Annotated in this window: 12 protein-coding genes; 1 reads left to right on the plus strand and 11 read right to left on the minus strand. The window is 67.4% G+C overall.

The features are described 5' to 3' along the window. Window positions 1–23 precede the first annotated feature (23 nt). Both ACW14X_RS05515 and ACW14X_RS05520 read right to left on the minus strand, forming a co-directional pair. Window positions 24–974, minus strand: coding sequence for an ATP-binding protein (locus ACW14X_RS05515; RefSeq protein ID WP_160024513.1), 951 nt, complete (start codon window positions 972–974; stop codon window positions 24–26). A gap of 58 nt (window positions 975–1,032) precedes the next feature. Beyond that, window positions 1,033–1,581, minus strand: a complete 549-nt coding sequence (locus ACW14X_RS05520; RefSeq protein WP_350840635.1) for a CGNR zinc finger domain-containing protein — start codon at window positions 1,579–1,581, stop codon at window positions 1,033–1,035. Between the two features lie 26 nt (window positions 1,582–1,607). Between ACW14X_RS05520 and ACW14X_RS05525 the strand changes: the two genes are divergently transcribed. Further along, entirely contained in the window at window positions 1,608–1,802 is a 195-nt protein-coding gene (locus tag ACW14X_RS05525; protein ID WP_400469727.1) for a hypothetical protein, read from the plus strand. An 8-nt stretch (window positions 1,803–1,810) separates the two neighbouring features. On the opposite strand, the gene ACW14X_RS05530 is transcribed toward ACW14X_RS05525, so the two are convergent. The 9 genes from ACW14X_RS05530 to ACW14X_RS05570 all read right to left on the minus strand — a co-directional run bounded on the left by ACW14X_RS05530 (window position 1,811) and on the right by ACW14X_RS05570 (window position 17,470). After that, on the minus strand, window positions 1,811–2,551 hold the full coding sequence (locus ACW14X_RS05530) for a hypothetical protein (protein ID WP_457164967.1): 741 nt from the start codon (window positions 2,549–2,551) through the stop codon (window positions 1,811–1,813). Between the two features lie 150 nt (window positions 2,552–2,701). Next, window positions 2,702–6,238 carry a chromosome segregation protein SMC gene (smc, locus tag ACW14X_RS05535; protein ID WP_457164968.1) on the minus strand — a complete coding sequence of 1,179 codons (3,537 nt, stop codon included), beginning with the start codon at window positions 6,236–6,238 and terminating at the stop codon, window positions 2,702–2,704. Between the two features lie 171 nt (window positions 6,239–6,409). Continuing rightward, window positions 6,410–7,525, minus strand: a complete 1,116-nt coding sequence (locus ACW14X_RS05540; RefSeq protein WP_457164969.1) for a polysaccharide pyruvyl transferase family protein — start codon at window positions 7,523–7,525, stop codon at window positions 6,410–6,412. Between the two features lie 242 nt (window positions 7,526–7,767). After that, entirely contained in the window at window positions 7,768–7,965 is a 198-nt protein-coding gene (locus ACW14X_RS05545; RefSeq protein WP_141803713.1) for a hypothetical protein, read from the minus strand. 182 nt (window positions 7,966–8,147) lie between these two features. Further along, on the minus strand, window positions 8,148–8,951 hold the full coding sequence (locus ACW14X_RS05550; RefSeq protein WP_457164970.1) for a DUF6576 domain-containing protein: 804 nt from the start codon (window positions 8,949–8,951) through the stop codon (window positions 8,148–8,150). An 85-nt stretch (window positions 8,952–9,036) separates the two neighbouring features. Continuing rightward, the gene (locus ACW14X_RS05555) at window positions 9,037–10,278 is read right to left on the minus strand and encodes a glycosyltransferase family 2 protein (RefSeq protein ID WP_457164971.1); all 1,242 of its coding nucleotides are present in this window, start codon (window positions 10,276–10,278) and stop codon (window positions 9,037–9,039) included. Beyond that, window positions 10,275–11,123, minus strand: a complete 849-nt coding sequence (locus ACW14X_RS05560) for an FkbM family methyltransferase (RefSeq protein ID WP_457164972.1) — start codon at window positions 11,121–11,123, stop codon at window positions 10,275–10,277. Before ACW14X_RS05560 ends, ACW14X_RS05555 begins: the two co-directional genes overlap by 4 nt. Window positions 11,124–11,190: 67 nt before the next feature. Further along, window positions 11,191–13,302: an acyltransferase family protein gene (locus tag ACW14X_RS05565; protein ID WP_457164973.1), complete on the minus strand. Its 2,112-nt coding sequence runs from the start codon at window positions 13,300–13,302 to the stop codon at window positions 11,191–11,193. A gap of 34 nt (window positions 13,303–13,336) precedes the next feature. Next, window positions 13,337–17,470 (minus strand): glycosyltransferase, encoded by a 4,134-nt coding sequence (locus ACW14X_RS05570; RefSeq protein WP_457164974.1) that lies wholly within the window; start codon window positions 17,468–17,470, stop codon window positions 13,337–13,339. Window positions 17,471–17,553 lie beyond the last annotated feature (83 nt).

The following is a 17,553-nucleotide window of genomic DNA, read 5'->3' on the forward strand; positions in this document are numbered from 1 at the left end:
TGGCCGAGCCCGTCGAGACGCCGTCAGCCAGCGCCGCCTCTCGCCTTCACCCATTCGTCGTACGGCACGGGGTCGGCGTCGTTCTCCGCCTGGTCGACGATGCTCTCGGTGAACCAGGTCCGCAGCGACACCATCTCCGGCGTGGAGCGCAGGGTGAGCAGCTGGTGGGTCTCGCTGATCTCGTCGGCCAGGTTGTCGGCAGCCAGCAGCTCCCGCAGCATGGGGCCCATCTCGCGGGGAAGGGTCATCTCGATGTCGACGTACTCCAGCCCCGCCGCGGCTGCGTCCAGAGCGATCCGACGACCCATGTGCCGCGCGAAGGCCGGCCGGGTCACCAGCCGCTCGATGAGCTCACCGAGCTCACGCGGCGGGGTCGGTCCGACTTCGGAGTCGATGAGCTGGAGCTCGCGGACCAGATCGTCGAGGCGCTGGTCGATCTGAAGCCCCAGCTGCACCGGGCACGCGGGAAGCCGCACCGTGACCCAGTCCGCGGGAAGGGCGGCCGGCTCCGGCAGCGCCTGCTCGCCGAGCTCCACCGCGGGAGGCCGTACGTCGTGCTCGACGCCGTCGCCGGCGAGCTCGGCCCAGATGCGCCGCCCGTCGGCACGCTCCTCGATCCCCCATGACTTCGCCAGCACCGACACGATGGCCAAGCCGCGTCCCGTGGTGCCCTGGCTCTCGACCGGGGGCGGGGCCACGGCTGGGAGCGGGACCAGCGCGCCGTCGTCCTCGACGCTGAGCCGTACGGCCGGCTCCAAGTCACGCAGACGGATGTGCATGTAGGGGCTGCCGCTGTGCAGGGCCGAGTTCGCGGCCATCTCGGTGATGCACAGGGCGGCATCGTCGACAAGATGATCACGGCCCCACTCCACGAGACCGTCGGTGACGAATCTGCGCGCGCCCGGCACGCTGGCGGTCTCGGCGGCGAGGCGCACTCGCAGCTCAGGACGGCCCCCGTCTGGCACGGACATCATGTGGCCAGTGTGCCTCTCCTTCGCCCCAGTCGTCAGCGGCTCGACCTCAGTACGTCGATCAGGAGGCAGTCATGGAGTGCCGGGCGCGGTGTCGGCGGACCGCAGCGCGGTTGGCGCAGCGGACCGAGCAGTAGCGCTGCCGTCCGTTGCGGGTGACGTCCACGACCACCGCCGAACACGGGTCCCCCTCCGCCTTCCCCGCTTCGCACCGGCCCAGCCGATGGATGCCTCGGGTGGTCAGGTGCAGCGCCGTGCCCACGCTGATCACCGCTCGCAGCACGTCGGGAAGGGAGTCGTTGGTGTCATCGCGGTAGTGGATGTGCCACCCTTCGCGCCCGTGATCCGTCAGCCTCGGATAGGCGGTCGCCTGCGCCATCAGCTCGTTGAGCAACCGCGCCCGTTCACTCGGCTCCGGCGCGTCGACGACGCGGAGCCACTCGTCGATCACGTGCCGAGTGCGCGCGTGGTCATCCGGAGACTCGCCGAAGTCCATCGTCATCCCGAACTCCCTGGTCCGAGCCTCGATACCGGCCCGGTCCTCGGGCCAGTCGTCGGCGAGCGAGGCGGCCATGAGCACGGCGTACTCGCCGTAAGGGTTGAGATGCATAAGACCATTACAGCAGAGTGGCGAGCATGACCGACAGCGCAACAGAGGAGTCCCGGCACACGGACGCCACCCACGACCACGGCTGGCTCACCGAGTCCAGCCATCAGACCTCGGAGGGCCGGGTCGTCTACGTACGTTGCGCACTCTGCGGCGTACGTCGCGTCGACCTGCAGCCTCATCCGCTCCTCCCGCCGCGGGCGCTGAGCCGCGAGCATGGGTGAGCCAGCGATCAAGACACGCGCGCCGTCTCAGGCTGAGCACCCTTGGTCGACCTTCGAGCCGTGACACGCGTCGTCGCCGGCCACATGACGATGGCGGCAAGGACGAGGAGCGCGCCGGCGGGAGCTTCAGACCAGGGGGCTGTGTCGTGGGAGACATAGCCCGCAGCGATTGGACCAACGAGGAAGTATGTCGGCAGCACAGTCGTCGCGGCGATCAGCAGCGCTGTGACCACCGTGCTCACGGACCGTACGGTGGGCGGCCGGTCTTCGGAAGCCTCGGGCCATCCGGTCGGGATGGACCCACCCGCTGCGATCAGGGCAGCAATGATCAGCGCGGTGGGCCACAGCATGCCGCCAACGACAATGAGGGCCGTCAGGTAGAAGTCCGGAACCGAGACCGGCCCGCCCGCGATCCCAGATGCCAAGGCCAGCACGCCGGTGCCGGTGAGCACGGCAGCCGGGATGACGGCGAGCGGCCACAGGATGAGCCGACGAAAGGTGGGCGCCAGCAGAAACGGCAGCGCGAACGCCGCGACGGCCAGCAACAGGACCGAGATCCCGTAGAGCTCAGCTGCATGCCCGATCGGATGCCACGGGCTGGCCGGCCACTGGTAGTCGTAGAGGTGGTCCTGCCGCTTGAGACACGCAGGTTCGTCGAAGCCACCACGCGGACATACCCCGGACCAGCGTTGCCACGCTGCCAGGTAGGCAAGAACCCCTGACCCGGCGAGCGCGGCCGAGGTGAGCACGCGTGCGCCGCGGTGTCTCGGTTTCACGCGCTCATGGAAGCATGCCGTTCCGCCGGTTGAGGTCGGTGCAGCCGCGCCTCCTCGATGTTGAGGACGGTCTCGCAATCGCCGCCGGGCGGCCCTCAGGGGCAGGCGTCGTATTCGGAACGCTCAGGCAGGCTGGGCGTCACGGAGGCGCTGCGAGATGACGGTGGTGACACCGTCGCCGCGCATGGTGACGCCGTAGAGGGCGTCGCCGACCTCCATGGTGCGCTTCTGGTGGGTGATGACGAGCAGCTGTGAAGACTCGCGCAGCTCCTCGTAGATCTCCAGGAGCCGGCCGAGGTTGGTGTCGTCGAGCGCGGCCTCGACCTCGTCGAGGATGTAGAACGGGCTCGGCCGCGCCTTGAACAGGGACACCAGAAACGCGACCGCCACCAGGGACCGCTCGCCACCGGAGAGCAGCGAGAGCCGCTTGACCTTCTTGCCCGGCGGCCGCGCCTCGACCTCGATGCCGGTGGTGAGCATGTTGTCCGGGTCGGTGAGCACGAGCCTGCCCTCACCGCCGGGGAAGAGCCGCGCAAAGACGTGGTCGAAGGCGACGCGTACGTCCTCCCAGGCCTCGGTGAAGACCTGCTCGACGCGGTTGTCGACCTCCTTGACGATGTCGAGGAGGTCCTTGCGGGTCTTCTTGAGGTCCTCGAGCTGCTCGGTGAGGAACTTGTGACGCTCCTCCATGGCCGCGAACTCCTCGAGGGCGAGCGGGTTGACCTTGCCCAGCGCACGCAGGTTCTTCTCGGCGATCTTGAGCCGCTTGGCCTGCTCGGCGCGGACGTACGGGATCGGCTCGCGCTCGTTGCCGTCCTCGTCGGGGTGCTGCGGGACGAGCTGGTCGGGGCCGTAGTCCTTGACCGCCTCGGCGTCCAGACCGAGCTCCTCGAGGATCCGCTCCTCGAGCTGCTCGATGCGCATCCGCTGCTGGGCGCGGGCCATCTCGTCGCGGTGAACGGAGTTGACCAGCTCCTCGAGCTCCTTGCCGAGGTTGCGCAGCAGCGAACGGCACTCGCGCAGCGCCTGCTCGCGCCCGGCGCGCGACTCCTCGATCTCGGTGCGCGCTCGGGCGGCCTGCTGCACCGAGACCTCCAGACGGTCCAGCGCGTAGGACACCGCGGTCCCGACCGCTCGCGCGGCCTCGCCCTCGCGGCGCATCTGCTCGCGGCGGGCGGCCGCCTTGGCGCGCTGCTCGCGCTCCTGACGGGCCGCGCGGAGCAGCCCCTCGGCACGGCCGGCCAGCGCGCGGGCGCGCTCTTCGGAGGTACGCAGCGCCAACCGCGCGTCCATCTCGCGCTGTCGTGCGTCGCGGGCGGCCTGGGCCAGCCCGTCACGGACACTGAGGTCGGGCTCGTCCTCGGGGTCCTCCTCGGCCATGGCGAGGCGCTCCTCGAGCTCGGCGAGCCCGGCGACGGCGTTCTCACGCGCCTCCTGCGCCTGCTCGACGGCGGCCAGCAGCCGCTCGGCTTCGCCGCGAGCCGCACGCGACTGCGCGCCGAACTGGCCGAGCTCCTCGGCCACGGCGGCCAGGGTCGCGTCGGACTCGTGCAGCTTGGCCAGCGCCACGTCGACCCGCTTCTGCGCGGCCAGCCGCTCGGCCTCGAGCCGGGAGGTCTCGAAGGTGGCCCGCTCGGAGACCGCGTGGGCCTCGGCGAGCTGAGCGGTGGCCTCGTCGACCGCGGCCTGCACCTCGATCAGGCTGGGTACGCTGGAGGAGCCGCCGGAGGCGAAGTGGGCGCCGATCAGGTCGCCCTCGCGGGTCACCGCGGTGACCTCGGGATTCTCCGCCGCGAGCGCCTTGGCGATGGCGAGGTCCTCGACCACCGCGACCTTGTCGAGCAGCCGCGCCACCGCGGGCCGCAGCACCGGCTGGCACTCGACCACGTCCAGGGCGTACTCGGCACCGGACGGCAGCGCCGGCCAGCCGCCGGTCTCCTCGGGAGAGCCGCCCAGGAGCAGCCCGGCCCGGCCGAGGTCCTCGGTCTTGAGATGCTCGATCGCGCCGACGGCACGCTCGGCGGACTCGACGACGACCGCGTCCGACGCGGTCCCGAGCGCCGCCGCGACCGCGGCCTCGTAGCCGGAGCGGACCGCCAGCAACGAGGCGACCGACCCCAGCACTCCCGGAAGGTCTGAGCCGAGCAGCGCGCCGGCGCCGTCCTTGCGGTTCAGACCCATCTCCAGGGCGTCCTTGCGAGCGGCCAACGTCGAGCGGTCCCGGTCGGCCTGCTGAGCCTCGGCCTGCAGCTTGGCGAGTCGCTCCTCGATGTCCTCGAGGGCCGCGGCAGCGGCCTCGTGCTCGGCATCGAGGCCCTCCTCCCCCGCGTCCAGCCCGGCGACCTTGGTCTCCAGTGCGGTGAAGTCGCGCTGGGCCCGCTCGGCGCGCGCCAGCGCCTCCTCGCGAGCGGCGGTCAGGCGCCCGACCTCGTCGTCGGCGGCAGCGGCTCGCGACTTGAGCGCGTTGACCTGACCGGTCAACCTGGCCAGCCCCTCGCGACGGTCGGCGGCGGCGCGCTCGAGCCCCTTGACCCGGCGCTCCTCCTCGGCCGCGGCATCCTCCGCTTCCTTACGAGACTCGACGGCCTCCTCGAGGGAGTAGCGAAGCTCCTCGACCTCGGCGTCGGCGGTCTCCTCCTGCTCGCGCGCCACCTCGGCTTGGGCCTCGAGCTCCTCGGGGTCACGCCCCTGGCGCACCTCCAGGTCCTCGGAGCCGGCCGCGTTGCGAACCCTCTCGGAGGCCAGCGACTGGGTGCCGCGCAGCCGCTCGCGCAGCGAGTTCAGCGCGAACCAGGTCTCCTGCGCGGCGGCCAGCGCCGGCAGGTCCTCGCGCAGCGCAGCCTCCAGGACCGCCTCCTGCTCGCGTCCTTCCGCAATGGTCTCCTCGACCTCGGCCCGCCGGGCCAGCAGCGCACCCTCGTCGGCGAGCTCCTTGTCGAGCTCGGTCTTGGCGGTGACCAGGTCGTCGGCGTAGATGCGGGCCTTGGCGTCGCGTACGTCCATCTGCACCGTCTGTGCCTGCCGGGCGACCTCTGCCTGGCGGCCGAGCGGCTTGAGCTGGCGGCGGATCTCGACGAGCAGGTCTTGGAGCCGGTCCAGGTTGACCTGCGTGGAGTCGAGCTTGCGCAGCGCCTTCTCCTTGCGCTTGCGGTGCTTGAGGACGCCGGCGGCCTCCTCGATGAAGCCGCGGCGGTCCTCCGGGGTCGCCCGCAGGATCGTGTCGAGCTGGCCCTGGCCGACGATGACATGCATCTCGCGGCCGATGCCGGAGTCACTGAGCAGGTCCTGGACGTCGAGCAGCCGGCACGGGCTGCCGTTGATGGCGTACTCCGAGCCGCCGTTGCGGAACATCGTGCGCGAGATGGTGACCTCGGCGTACTCGATCGGCAACGCGCCGTCGGTGTTGTCGATCGTCAGCGAGACCTCGGCGCGGCCCAGCGGGGCACGGCCGGCCGTACCGGCGAAGATGACGTCCTCCATCTTGCCGCCGCGCAGGCTCTTGGCGCCCTGCTCACCCATGACCCAGGCGAGTGCGTCGACCACGTTGGACTTGCCCGAGCCGTTGGGACCGACGATGCAGGTGATCCCCGGTTCGAGCTCGAGGGTCGTCGCGGAGGCGAACGACTTGAAACCCTTCAGCGTCAGACGCTTGAGGTACATCGGCTTCTCCCCCGGCTCAGGACCACGTGGTCGTACACAGTTCGCAACACATCAGCGTGGCTGAGGTGAGCCAGCAAATCTAATCGCCGCTGCTCAGGGGAACCCCAGCGGGTCGAGGATAACCCGCCGGGTCCGTCGATCTGGGGACCTCGGCCCTCACGACGGTCGGAGTCAGAGCCCCAGCGTCCGCTTCACCTCGGCTCGCAGCTCGCGCAGGTGGGCGTCCGCGGCCGTACGCAGGCCGGCGACCGCCTCGGGGTCCGGGACGACGCGCTCGGTGAACCGCTCGGCCAGGTCGGCGGCGTCGAAGGCGGAGACGTTGGCCTCCAGCCCGATGCGCTTCATGAAGTTGCGGTTCTTGTTGGTCGCGACCATCACGATCGACGGCACGCCGTACATCGTGGCCACCACCGAGCCGTGGAACTTCATGCTCGCGAACGCGGTGCACTCCCCGATCGCCCGGGTGAGCTCGTCGAGGTCCTCGGTGTAGACGACCTCCTTGCCCGGGATGTCGAGGTCGTCGGCGTTGGCCACGTCGCGGCGACCGACCTCCATCGTGCCGAGGATGAGGTGACGTACGCGCCACCCCTCCGCGATCGCCTTGCCGGCCATCTCCTCGACGCGCGAGTAGTCGTCGGGCTCCTCCAGGTTGGGCCGGTAGCGGGTGACCACGCCGAGGATCGGCGCCCCCTCGGGCTTGGTCGCCGGAGGCAGGTCCAGCGAGCAGACCATGTCAGGAGCGACCTTGATGTCCAGGTCGGCGGAGATGTTCCCGAGGATCCAGTCGGCGGTCGGCTGGTCGCGGACGCCGATGAACTTCACGTTCGGGTGCTCGAGGAACTTCCTGTGCCTCTCGATGATGTGAGGCTTGATCTCGGTGTTGCGGTAGATCGGCACCCCGACACCGACCACGAAGACGGGCTTGGCCAGCATCTTGTGGTTGAAGTAGCGCGGGTCCGCCTGCCACGACTGCAGGATGTCCCCACCGCCGATGAGGATGGCGTCCACCTCGTCGACGATCTCGGGCAGCGGCCGGTCGTAGTAGGGCTTGGTCATGTTGTCGGCCAGCACCCGCAGCTCGAACTCCTCGCCGAAGTACTGCTCGTACACCGACAGGAACAGCTCGTCGCCGTAGTTGCCCGCACCGAAGAACCCGGCGAGCCCGATGACCGGCTTGCGGCCGCGTCGCTCACGGCGGGCCAGCGCCGCCCTGATCTGCTCCTTGAGCGGGTCGGGAAGGCGGCGGGCCGCGGACCGCAGGACCGGGTGATGGCGCAACGAGGACAACGGAGAGCTCCTGGGGGATCACGAAACGGGCCGCCGACGGCGGCGAACCGCGCGAGCGTAGCGACGCCGGGTTGTCCCCGACGCCCATCTGCCGAACCTGAGGTGAACGCTGGGCGACCACTCGGTACACCCCCGAAAAGGTCGAAACCGACCCTGAGTTTCAGAGTCGGTTCCCCCTGAACGAAGCTAGCCGCGAAACACGAAATAGCTCTCGCTCGTGGTGTTGCAGAGTTGCCCGCAGGTCAGGCGGGCTGCATCTCCTGCATCGAGGTGTCCAGGTCAGCGGTGTGAGCCGCTACCAGAGCGTCGTTCTCCGTCTTCAGAGTGAGAACGAGATCCTCGAGCTCACGCACACGCGCACGAAGCCGAGCATTCTCGGCTGTGAGGTGGGCGGGAGTCCGCAGGTCGCTGCTCATGTAACCGATCAGCGCCTTCGCCATGAATACGTTTCCTTCGTTGGAATCACTAGAAGTTCCCGCGATACCGGGCCGTCTACAAGGGTGACACCGTTATCGACAAGCGTCAACGTCGCGTGTCCAAAGCCGGGACTTCCGACCATGCTTCCGCCGCGAATCCAGCCTGAACTTGAGTGGATCGCACTCAACTTCGGCTCATTTTCGGCTCAGCCGCGGCGTCGGCGCTCACGCAGTTGCATGAGCTCCTTCTTCTCCTTGCTGGTCAGGGAGTCAGCGCCCTCGGCGTGGATCTTCTCGAGGAGCTCGTCCATCCGCTGGTCGTCCTTGGAGACGGTCGAGGACTCCCAGGGACCGGTGACGACGGTCGGGCCAGACTTGCGCTTCTTGGCCTTGGCGGGCTTGGTCGCCCTCGGCTGCCCCGGACCGCCGGCCACCTGCGGGATCCAGGCGAACCGGTCGAGCAGGCCGAACTGGCGCGCCACGAAGGCGTTGACGGCGAGGCCGACGACGAAGACGAGCAGCATCACCCAGCTGCGGTAGCCGAGGTACTGGATCAGCTGGATGCCGACGAGGATCACACCGAAGAGCCAGGCCGGGATGTTGAACATGAACATCCGGTCGGGCCACTGCGCGATCCACAGCAGCACCACCATCATCTCCAGCATCCCGAGACCGGCGAGGAGGTAGGACGGGTCCAGCACCGCGCCGAAGACGACGGTCAGGAACGAGAGCACCGCCGTGAACGCCACCAGCATCCAGGCGAACTTGACCCGGCCGAGCTCGTTGCGCTCGAGGTCGGAGCCGAAGTACCAGAAGAAGAAGATCGCCAGGACGTCGAAGATGCTGAACTGCGGGTAGGCGAAGGGCCAGGTGAACAGCGTCCACAGCTTGAGCTCGGCGAGGTTGGGCTGGATCAGGGCGAGCCCCGCCAGCACACCCTGGCCGCCCATCACGGCGAAGAGGATCAGCCCGACGATGCTCGCGAAGACCACGAGCCACGTCGTGGTCACCCCCAATGAACCGATGTGGAACCAAGGCTCGTGGGGGTAACGACCGCCTGGGGTCAACCGGAAACGTTCTCGCACGGGGCCGAGCCTATCCACGCATTGGTTGCCGCGTCAGCAGGGCACTCCCACCGACTTCCTCGATGTTGCCCAGATCCGGGGGAAGCATCGGATCGTTGCGCCACGGATGCTGCTGAAAGGCCGCTCGCGCGCCGTACCTGTCGATCATCGCGATCAGCGCGACGAGGTCGTCGGCACGGTCCTGGGCGACCAGCCACGCCATCAGCCGTTGGGCACGTGGAACAGCCGTGTTCTCGAACGGAACACCGGCTTCGTACCAGAACTCGAGGACGGCGCCACGCAGCAGCTTCCAGTAGCGGCTCGGATCCTCGGTGTCGGGGTGAACCGCCGCGCGGAAGTGCTCCCACATGTCGATCGGCAGAACCTCGACGAGCAGGGTCTCCATGAGCTTCGCCGAGCCGGCGGCACGTACGAGGTCGATCGTCTGGCGCTTGGTGTCGATCCGCTCGACGAGGTTCGCGATCTGTGCACGCTTCTGCGTCGCCGAGGACCGGTCGGAGCGGACCTGCCAGTCGTAGACGATCTCCGTCATGACATCGAAGGAGTCCGCGGCGAGGAACACCTGGGTGAGTGCGACCTGGTCCTGGTAGCGAGTGCGCTCGGGGAAGGCGATCGCGTTCTCCGTCCAGAACGACCGCCGGAAGATCTTGTTCCACACGAAGATGTCGGCGAGCATCAGCGGCGCGTCCTCGATCCGGCACCTGAGCCGTTCCTCCGCGTGGTTGCGGCGCATCAGCGGCGTCATGAACCTGCGTTCCACACCGCCCTCGACCGCGACCCGCTCCGCCGCACCGACCGCGAAGTCCGAACCCGTACGCCGCAGCGACCGCACCATGGCCGACCATGCATCATGCGGCAGGGTGTCGTCAGGGTCGACGAACGTAAGCAGCTCGCCGGTTGCCGCGTCGATCCCGGTGTGACGCGCTCGCGATACCCCTGAGTTCGGCTGGGTGATGACGGTGACGCAGGCTTCCTCGGCGACAAGTCGCCGCAGGATCTGCGCCGAGCCGTCCGTCGAGCCATCGTCGACGACGATCACCTCGAGCTTGGAGATCTCGCTTCGCGGCTGGTCCAGGATGCTGCGCAGGCTCTTCTCGACGTACTCCGCCACGTTGTAGACCGGTACGACCACGCTGAGCGTAGGCCTACCCCGCAGCAGCCCTTTCGCCCGGCGCACCCCGGCGTCCGTCCGCTGGCGCCAGTCCGTCCCGCCGATCCGTTGCCCGACGGAGCGCCCCCGAGCACTTCTCACAGCGGGAGGTCCTTCTTTCCGGCCGATGGGCGATCCCGCTTCTCGTACTCGCTGATCTGGTCACGGAGCGACCGCTTCAACGAATTGAGGCGGTAGATCTCCTCGGTCGCGGCCACCAGCGCCGCAACCACCTCTGCCTCCTCGGGTGTTCCCGTGGCGGGGCGGAAGACATGGGTCGGAGTGAGGTTGAAGGTGCCTGTCTGGGTGTAGCCCATCCGACTCATCCACGAGGAGACCTTCTGGTACCCCGCCAACGTTCCGCACTCGACGTACAGGAGCGGTCGGTCCCGCGAGATGAGCTCAGCCGCGCCGCCGAGCACATCGATCTCGGCGCCTTCGACGTCGATCTTGATCGCGGCCACCCGAGCCGGAAACTGCTCGTCGTCGAGAGCGACGACCGCGAAGTCGCCCTCGTCGTCCGCCACTGCGACGGACTGGGCCCCCAGATTGGTCGCATCGAGGTCCGCCATCGTGCCGCGTGCGGACTTCGCATGGACGCCGACGTCACGGACGACGACACGGTTACCGAGGTCGTTGGCCTCGACACTGGCGTTGATCCCGGCGACCAGCTCGGGGTTCGGCTCGTACGCGACGACGCGGAGCCCTCCGACCACCGCCAGGTACAGGGTGTGGTTGCCGATGTTGGCCCCGACATCGATCACGAGGTCACCTGGCTCGAGAGCAGCAACCATCGCCTCGAGCATCTGCTCCTCGTAGGGGCGGCCGGTCTTCACCAGGTTCGACTGGATGTAGTCCGTTGCGGCATGCGGGACGCAGACCGTGTAACTCCGTCCCGAAACCTCGATCGCCGTCATACGGTCCGAGGACGTCGTGCTGTCAATCATTCGTGATCACTTTCGCAGCGCAAGGATGGGACGGAACTGGTTCCGCGACGCTCTAGATCTAGATCGGTCACAAGGCGTCTTCGATGGCGCGGCCCAGGTACGGCGCAAGGGTTCGCGTGTAGGTGAGGGTCAGGTGTTCACCGTCATCACGGTAGACGATGACGTGACCGACGACCGGCCGACAGAACTTCGGTTCGCAGTAGAGGTCCGTCAGATCCACCAGCACCGCGTTCGGGTCGATGGCCACGGCCTCTGCCAGTCCCGACGGCGGCAGGACCTTCCTGCGTGGTTGCGCACACGCTGAAGCTGCGTCAAGCAGCTGCTCCTCCACGCAGGCCATCGTTCCTTCTGGCATCGCCGGGTTGTCCTCGATCGCGATCACGGGCACCTTTCGAGGGGTCGGCCGGCGCGCCCACGCGCGGGCCAACCCGTCTGCGGTCTCTGCGACAGACGTGGTCACATCGCCACCGGTCAGGATCGGAGAGGAGTTTCGCGCCTTGGAGGTGAGGATCGCGTCCAGATCATCGGCGTTCTCGACGTACGCGCTGATGCCACGCCGCCACTCCTGGCACATCCGATGGTCTGCGGTGCTGTTCTTCTGGAGGTCCGACTGAGTCCAGTAACAACCGACTCGGCCGGCGACGTCGATCCGCCACCCGAACTCGTGCGCGATGTCCTCGTACGCCCCGACGAGCTGATCGTTGTGGGAGTCACCGACCGCAAGCAGTCGTCTGCTGTAGCCGGTCTTCGGGCCGAGCTGGCACATGACGACGTCACCGGTCTTGGCCGCCGAGCTCGACCAGCATTCGCCACGGTTCGCCTGGTCCGTGGCGAGGTCGGACGGGTTCGGGACGAGAACGCCGTCCAGATCGGGGTTCTCGCAGGTTGGGTCGGCGAGCTCGGCCGCTCCCAGACAGGGCAGGTTCCGAGCGAGCAGGGCGTTCGCCTTCCGTTCCGACTCCGCTGCACTCATCGCCTGCGCTGTCAGCCCGGTTGCAGCGACGGCCAGCACGACCACCATCGCCGCAGCACTCCACAGGCCGACAGAAAGCGGAGAACGTCCACCAAGAAGCCGTGCGGAGAAGCGCACACGGTTCTCCCACTGGGTCGTACTGAGCCATGCGAGCGGGAATGTCACGCAGAGGATCAGCAGCTTCGTCCCCACGTTCAAGGGCGCACCGGTGATGTACGGGAGCAGGATGATGAGCGGCCAGTGCCAGAGGTAGATGGCATACGAGGTGTCTCCGACGATGGACACGGGTCGCCATGTTCCGACGCGTGCGAGGAACGTTCCCCGACCGAGCCAGATGGCCAGTGCGGCGCCGCTCACCGGAACCAGAGCAGCGACCCCTGGAAATGGCGTGGCGCTGGTGTAGCGCGTCGCTGCCGTCGCGATCAGGGCAAGGCCCAGCGCCACCCCCAGAGCGCGCGCTCTCCTCGACGCGATCATCGGCAACAATCCGATGAGAACCCCGGCGGCGAACTCCCACGCTCGGGTGAAGGTGGAGAAGTACGCCTCTGGGGTGTTCGCGGTGAGCCAGACACCGTAGGCGAAGGAGGCGCAGGCGATGAGCGCGAACAGCGATCCAGCCAGTCCCCGGGTCGTGACGTACGACCTGGGGCCGATCAACCGAGAGAGCAACAGCACCAGGAGCAGCAGAACCGGTGTGAACGCGTAGAACTGCTCCTCGACGGAGAGACTCCAGAAATGTTGAACGGCGGAAGGCTCGTTGTCGGCGGCGAGGTAGTCCACGCTCGCCCAGGCGAGTCGCCAGTTCTCGACGTACAGGCTCGACGCCGCGATCTCGGTCAGGAACTGCGACCAGAGACTTCGCGGCACCCAGACGAACGTCGCCACGGCGCTCACCAGCAGGACGAGGAGCGACGCCGGCAGAAGCCGTTTCGCTCGCCGGGCCCAGAACGCGCCCAGCCGAATGCGGCCGGTCGTCTCCATCTCACGGAGCAGGTGACTCCCGATCAGGAACCCCGAGATGACGAAGAACACGTCCACACCGATGTACCCACCACTCAGTCGTCCCGGAGCGAGGTGGTAGGCGAACACGGAGAGCACCGCGATCGCGCGGAGCGCTTGGATATCTGGCCGGAACGCACCTGCCCGCGCCGGCGCACTAGGTTCCGTACGCACATCGGCCGACCGCGTACTCGTCGCCGTCGTCATGAAGGTCTCTCGTCCATGTGCATCGTCATGACCGTCAGAGAAGCGGCGCCGTGTCGACGTCGTCCGGTCCGATCATGCGACCGTCGTCCGCGACACCACGGATGCGCTGCAGGAGGGCATCACGGGAGACTCCCACGCCGTGCTCGAGGTGGCCGAGCACCTTCTCCAAAACGAGGTCGTTGTTGCCCTGGAACGCGTTGCGACGCCACAGCGCGACGGTCTGGGCCTCCTGGATCTGCTGATAGCCAGCGCGCTCGCGCGGCATCCAGACCGGGTAGCCGTTGGCGGTCGCCATCGCCTTGAGCCAGAGGTCGTCGGCGTACAGCGCGGTCTCGGAGATCGCCTCGAGGTCGAAAGTCGCTGCGGGCAGCGAGTGCGGCGGGTAGAGCACCCCGCCGATCCCCGTCGGAAGGAGCTGGTAGCTCGCCTTGCCGCGCAGGTAGTTGCAGTCGTAGACCCAGCCGTCGTAGGAACGAAGGGTGCCGTCGGGACGGAACATGGCCAGGTTCGCCCGCTGGCAGATGATGGCCCGCGGGTTTGCCAAGTGGCCCTCGTACAGGGTCTCGACGAGGTTCTCCTCGTAGACGACGTCGTCATCGACGGTGACGACGAGTGCGTCGGGATACTCCTGCACCGCGTAGAAGTACTTCTTGTGCGGCGCGATGTCGCCGTCGACCCAGCGGATCTGGAAGCAGTCGTCCTGACGTTCCAGGACCTCGTTCGGGACGTCGGCCTCGCGGTTGGGGAAGTTCTCGGTGGACAGCCACAGGAGCACCTTGTCGGGCCGCTTCGTCTGCTCCACAAGAGAGTCGATGCACTGGCCGATGGTGAGCATCCGGTGAGGAATCGAGGTCAGCGACACCACCACGTCCCTGGTCGCCGAAGGAACTCGTCCACGGCGGCGCTCCGCCTTCGACGTGACCGGCTGGATCCTCCGGCCGGCACCAGCGGCGATCCGGCGCTCGAAGAGAGCTCCTAGGTCCTTGGTGTACGCATCCATGCTGGCCCGCTCGTCATACGCTCTGCGGGACGCGTTGCCCATCTTCTCGAGCGTTGAGGCTTCCTTGTCCATCATGGCCATGAAGGCGGCGCGGAGCGACATCACGTCACCGGTGTCGACCACCAGGCCGTTCGCGTCGCTGACCATGTACTTGGCGCCGACGTTCTCCGTCACGATCAAGGGCTTGGACAGCATCGCTCCCTCGAGCGCCACCAGCGAACACGACTCATCGCGCGACGCGACGACCACGGTGTCCATCTGCGAAAGGAGCTCGATCTTCTTTCGCTCGTCGGAGATCACACCGTGGTAGTGGATGTTCTCCTCTTCCGCGATCTGGCCGAACACGTAGGAGCTGACCGACGTACCGCTGTTGATGAACCCGCCCGCGAAGTGCAGCTCTGCGCGAGCCCGATACTCCTCCGGCATGGCCTTGTAGGCGGCGATGAAGACGTCGTATCCCTTGCGGTGCTCGATGGTGCCGAGCTGGACGAACTTGAACTTGCCGCCGGCGGCGATCTCGTACGGCTGCGCGTACTCCGAGACGTCCACGACGCTGTTACGCACCACCTCGACGGGTCCTTCGGCGTGCTCCGCGACGGCTGCCGCGGCGTACTCGCTGACTACACAGATGCTGCGGCTCTGGCGGAGCGTCTCCTGGCGCTCCGGCGCCGCGGCGAAGAAGTCAGGCAGGTTGGTCGCCTCACGCACGTACCAGACGAGCGGGATCCGCCCCTCCAGGGCGCGCACGTAGTCGTCCGTCGCCACCGTGTTGCAGACGACGAGCTCGACACCGCTCTCGATGAGCTTGTTGATCCGCTTCGGACCCAGCTGGCCGGCGCGCATCACCTTCACCGAGACGCCGAGGGCTGCGAACTCCTTCGAGAAAGGACCGGGCTTCGCCGTCCAAACCACCGGCTCGTACCCCAGGGACATCGCGACCTTGCACATCCGGTGCAGGCTTCGAGGCGTGCCGGTGTAGGTCATCTCCGGCGACACGAACACGATGCGACGCGACCGCGAGACCTGAGCGGAGTCCTCCGACGCAACAGGCTCGAGTGCCTGGATCGGCCCACCGAGGTCGAACAGGTCACCGAATCGCTCGGTATGCGTCTCCTCGCCGAACAGAGCTGGCGTGGCGTCGTACAGGAAGTCCTTGTAGACGTCGTAGGAGTACGACTCGTTCTCGATCGCCGCCTTCAACGGATTGAACGCAACGTAGGGGGAGATCGGGCGGATGTCCCGGTAGCCCTTGGAGCGGGCGAGGTACGCCTCGACGAAGTCGACGATCCCGCGCTGCATCTCGGTGATCTGCTCGACGTTGCGCGGAGCGTTGTTGCCACGGAGGGCGACAGCCCGGCCTTTCTCGAACCCATAGCCGACAACGCTGGAGGCAACCTCGGTGAACAGGTACTCGAGCGGGTGGTGCAGCAGGTCCGTCTTGCGCGCCGCCTTCGGTCCACCGGGCATCATGAACCTCGCGAGGTCCAGGTTTGCCATCGGCGAGTAGGCATATGCGCTGATGAAGCCGTCAGACACCGTGTCGGTGACCTGTTCCGTGCGGCTCGTGCACATCAGGGCGCCCGAGACCTCGAGCGCGCGGTCAGCCAACGCGGTGCCGAAGAAGTGTCGAAGGGCGGTGATGCAGGTGCCGCTCCAGCCGATGTCGACGATCAGAACCCGCTTGGCATCGCCGACGGCCGCGCCGAAGTACTCCTTCGCCGCGTCGATGCTGGTGCGATTGTGCTCCTCGATGACGTGCTTGTGGTCCCAGAAGAACTGCTCCAGACGTCGCCGGGTGGCGCTGGCCGGGAACAGGAACCGCTCGATGTCTGCCTTGTCCAGGTACGGCAGCAGGTAGTCGAACCCGGTGTCGATCAGGAGCTGCTCGATGGTCTTGGTGTTGTTGGACTCCTTGAACCAGCGGAAGAAGGAGCGCCCGATGAAGTCGTCGAAGTTCAGGTCGAGCGTGATCCCGGCGGCCGCGTAGCGGGAGATGTCGATGTACACGCCGTCGGCGCTGCCGTAGAAGCGGTCGTAGACGCGTGAGATCACGTCGCAGTCGCGCCCGCAGAACAGGATCCGATCGATGTTCTTCTCGCGTACGACCGACTCGAGGAACTCGCAGAATCCTGCGGCCAGAATGCCTCCGACACGGTAGCCGTGCGTGTAGCGCAGGCCTTCGGTCCAAGTGCCGGAGCCGATCGAGTTGTTGAGGGCCGCCCCGTAGAAGCTGCCCGCCAGCGTCTCCATGTACGGCTCCCGAACGAGCCTTCGCTGGTCCTGGTTGTACACGGCCGGAAGACCGACCCGTTCGGACTGCTCGACGTCTGCCTCGAGATTGTCGCCTACGTGGACGATCGACGTCTCGCTGCCGTAGTACTCCAGGAGGACCTGCTGCAGCGTGCCGTCGCCCTTACGGCGAAGGTACTCGTTCGACAGGTAGATCTTCTCGTAGCCCGCGTAGCCGTTGCGGACGAGCATCTCCTCGATGACCTCCCGCGGGAGGTACATGTCGGAGGTGAAGACGATGGTCTTGCCCTTGGCGAGGAGCCGATCGAAGACCTCCTTGATGTAAGGGTTCGCTTCGGCCAGCTCGATCTCGAGGTCCCGCTCGAGCATCTCCCACCCCGGATCCGCGCCGTAACGCTCCTCCATCACGGCGTAGATCTCACGGAGGGTGACCTCTCGGGACCCCTTGTGGTTGTCGTTCTCCCGACGCGCGTGCTCCTCCGACTGCCTGCGGATACTCGGGAACCGGTCGATGCCGAGCCTCGACCCCAGGATCCGGAAGACATCCTTGGGGAACTCCACCGCTCGGTACAGCGCCGTGTCGAAGACATCGAACGAGACGACGTCGTACGCGGCCAGGGTCTCGACCATCTCCTCGACGCTCAGCCGCTCAACGCTGTCGGGCTTGAGATAGTACGGTCGCCCGGTTTCCGGCTCGTCCCCCGCAGGCTCGCCCAGCCGAGCCCGGAGACGCTCGATCTTCGCGTTCAGACCCGACTGTCGGTCCAGGAGCCGGGTGTAGCGGGACAGGACCGGACCGCCGCTGGTCGGGCGACCGAACAGCACCAGCTTGTGTTCGCCGTCCACTTCCGCGACGCGCACCATCCGATGACGCAGCCCGAGCTTGTTGGTCGGCTGCTCGCCCATACCGGCAGGCATGGTTCCTCCTTGTGTTTCTGGGGTGACGACAGTGCGGGCGGTCCCGCGGTTGGTCTGGTTTCGATCGAGTCGGCTCACGGCGC

The sequence above is a fragment of the Nocardioides sp. YJ-D4 genome (assembly GCF_054031495.1).

What these genes read in the sequence shown, in the direction of transcription:
- ACW14X_RS05515 (WP_160024513.1), bottom strand. Translation starts at nt 974, where the DNA reads ATGATGTCCGTGCCAGACGGGGGCCGTCCTGAGCTGCGAGTGCGCCTC.
- ACW14X_RS05520 (WP_350840635.1), bottom strand. Translation starts at nt 1,581, where the DNA reads ATGCATCTCAACCCTTACGGCGAGTACGCCGTGCTCATGGCCGCCTCG.
- ACW14X_RS05525 (WP_400469727.1), top strand. Translation starts at nt 1,608, where the DNA reads ATGACCGACAGCGCAACAGAGGAGTCCCGGCACACGGACGCCACCCAC.
- smc (WP_457164968.1), bottom strand. Translation starts at nt 6,238, where the DNA reads ATGTACCTCAAGCGTCTGACGCTGAAGGGTTTCAAGTCGTTCGCCTCC.
- ACW14X_RS05545 (WP_141803713.1), bottom strand. Translation starts at nt 7,965, where the DNA reads ATGGCGAAGGCGCTGATCGGTTACATGAGCAGCGACCTGCGGACTCCC.
- ACW14X_RS05560 (WP_457164972.1), bottom strand. Translation starts at nt 11,123, where the DNA reads ATGATTGACAGCACGACGTCCTCGGACCGTATGACGGCGATCGAGGTT.
- ACW14X_RS05565 (WP_457164973.1), bottom strand. Translation starts at nt 13,302, where the DNA reads ATGACGACGGCGACGAGTACGCGGTCGGCCGATGTGCGTACGGAACCT.
- ACW14X_RS05570 (WP_457164974.1), bottom strand. Translation starts at nt 17,470, where the DNA reads ATGCCTGCCGGTATGGGCGAGCAGCCGACCAACAAGCTCGGGCTGCGT.